Annotated in this window: 2 protein-coding genes and 2 pseudogenes; 3 read left to right on the forward strand and 1 reads right to left on the reverse strand. The window is 73.8% G+C overall.

Annotated features, from left to right (window positions below):
- A partial coding sequence (gene bagA, locus AC2W7G_RS15720; RefSeq protein WP_485869265.1) for an ATPase BagA occupies positions 1–721 on the reverse strand: 721 nt, incomplete at its 3' end.
- Between the two features lie 78 nt (positions 722–799).
- Here bagA and sp36 point away from each other — a divergent pair.
- The 3 genes and pseudogenes from sp36 to AC2W7G_RS15735 form a co-directional block, all read left to right on the forward strand.
- On the forward strand, positions 800–955 hold the full coding sequence (sp36, locus tag AC2W7G_RS15725; RefSeq protein ID WP_019144424.1) for a Sp36 family protein: 156 nt from the start codon (positions 800–802) through the stop codon (positions 953–955).
- Positions 955–1,418, forward strand: a pseudogene (locus AC2W7G_RS15730) (RidA family protein). The gene sp36 and the pseudogene AC2W7G_RS15730 overlap by 1 nt, the downstream one beginning before the upstream one ends.
- Positions 1,419–1,453: 35 nt before the next feature.
- Positions 1,454–1,640: pseudogene (locus AC2W7G_RS15735) on the forward strand (NUDIX hydrolase); the annotation flags it as partial.

A 1,640-nucleotide genomic window follows, 5' to 3' on the forward strand; every position in this document is an offset into this window, starting at 1 on the left:
CCGGACAGAGCAGCTCGCGCGACGGGCCGGAGACCAGCGCGGGGCGCACGAGGTTGACCAGGACGTGGCCGACCGGCAGGCCGGCGCCGCGCAGCTCGGCGACGCCGTCCAGCGTCTCCTGCACCGGCATCTCCTCGAGCACGGTGACCAGGTGCACGTGGCTGCTGGGTCCGTGGAGCATGTCCATGATCGCGTCGGCCTGCTTGCGCACGGGGCCGACCTTGGCCAGCCCGGCGACCTCGGCGTTGACGTTGAGGAACCGGGTGATGCGGCCGGTGGGCGGAGCGTCCATGACGACGGCGTCGTAGACGAAGCGACCGCGCTCCTTGCGCCGGGCCGCCTCGTAGGCCTTGCCCGTGAGCAGCACGTCGCGCACGCCCGGCGCGATGGTGGTGGCGAAGTCGACGACGCCGAAGCGGTCGAGCAGCTTCCCGGCGCGGCCGAGGTGGTAGTACATGTCCAGGTACTCCAGCAGCGCGGCCTCGGGGTCGATGGCCAGCGCGTGCACCTGTCCGCCGCCGAGGCCGGACGCGATGCGCCGCTCCTCGTAGGGGAGCGGCGGGACGTCGAAGAGCTGGGCGATGCCCTGGCGACCCTCGACCTCGCACAGCAGCACCCGTCGGCCCTCGTCGGCGAGGGCGATCGCCAGCGCGGCGGCCACCGTCGTCTTGCCGGTCCCGCCCTTGCCCGTCACCACGTGCAGCTGCGTCGTCGCGCCCACGGCGCCACCCTACTGACGCGGCCGCGAGGCGCATGCCGACCGAGCGGCGGCTCGCGTGACGCCCGATACAGTCGGGCCATGACACAGTGGGAGTACCTGACCGCACCGGTCCTCGTGCACGCGACCAAGCAGATCCTCGACAACTTCGGTCGTGACGGCTGGGAGCTCGTGCAGATCGTCCCGGGGATGAACCCCGAGAACCTCGTCGCCTACTTCAAGCGCCCGGTCGCCTGATGTCCGCCGTCGAGGAGCGCCTGGCCGCCGCGGGGCTCGAGGTCCCCGACGTCGCCAAGCCCGTCGCCGCGTACGTCCCGGCGCTGACCACCGGCCCGTACGTGCACACGTCCGGGCAGCTGCCGCTGGCCTCCGGCGAGCTCCTGGCGACCGGCAAGGTGGGGGGGCCGGCGTCGACGCCGACACCGCCACGGCGTGCGCCCGCCAGTGCGCGCTGAACGCGATCGCGGCGGTCAAGGCGCAGGTCGGCGACCTCGACCGCGTGAAGCAGGTCGTCAAGGCCGTCGTCTTCGTGGCCAGCGACCCGTCGTTCACCGGCCAGCCGCAGGTCGCCAACGGCGCCAGCGAGCTGCTGGGCCTGGCCTTCGGCGACGCCGGCGTCCACGCCCGCAGCGCCGTCGGCGTGGCCGTGCTGCCGCTGGACGCGCCGGTCGAGGTCGAGATCGTGGTCGAGGTGGCCTAGTGGTCCGCGTGCGTGTCCCCGACACGCTGCGGTCCGTGGTCGACCCCGTCGACCCGGTGACGCCCAGGGACGCGGCGAGCATCGTGGTCGTCCGCGACGGGGCCGAGGGGCTGGAGGCGTACCTCCTGCGCCGCCAGTCCACGATGGCGTTCGCCGCCGGCCAGTACGTCTTCCCCGGCGGCCGGCTGGACCCGGCCGACGCCGACCCGGACGTGCCGTGGG

Source organism: Aeromicrobium sp. PFPM2_SD2, assembly GCF_057364525.1.

Excerpts from the sequence above, each read along its gene's own strand:
- sp36 (WP_019144424.1), top strand. The coding sequence starts at position 800 with ATGACACAGTGGGAGTACCTGACCGCACCGGTCCTCGTGCACGCGACC.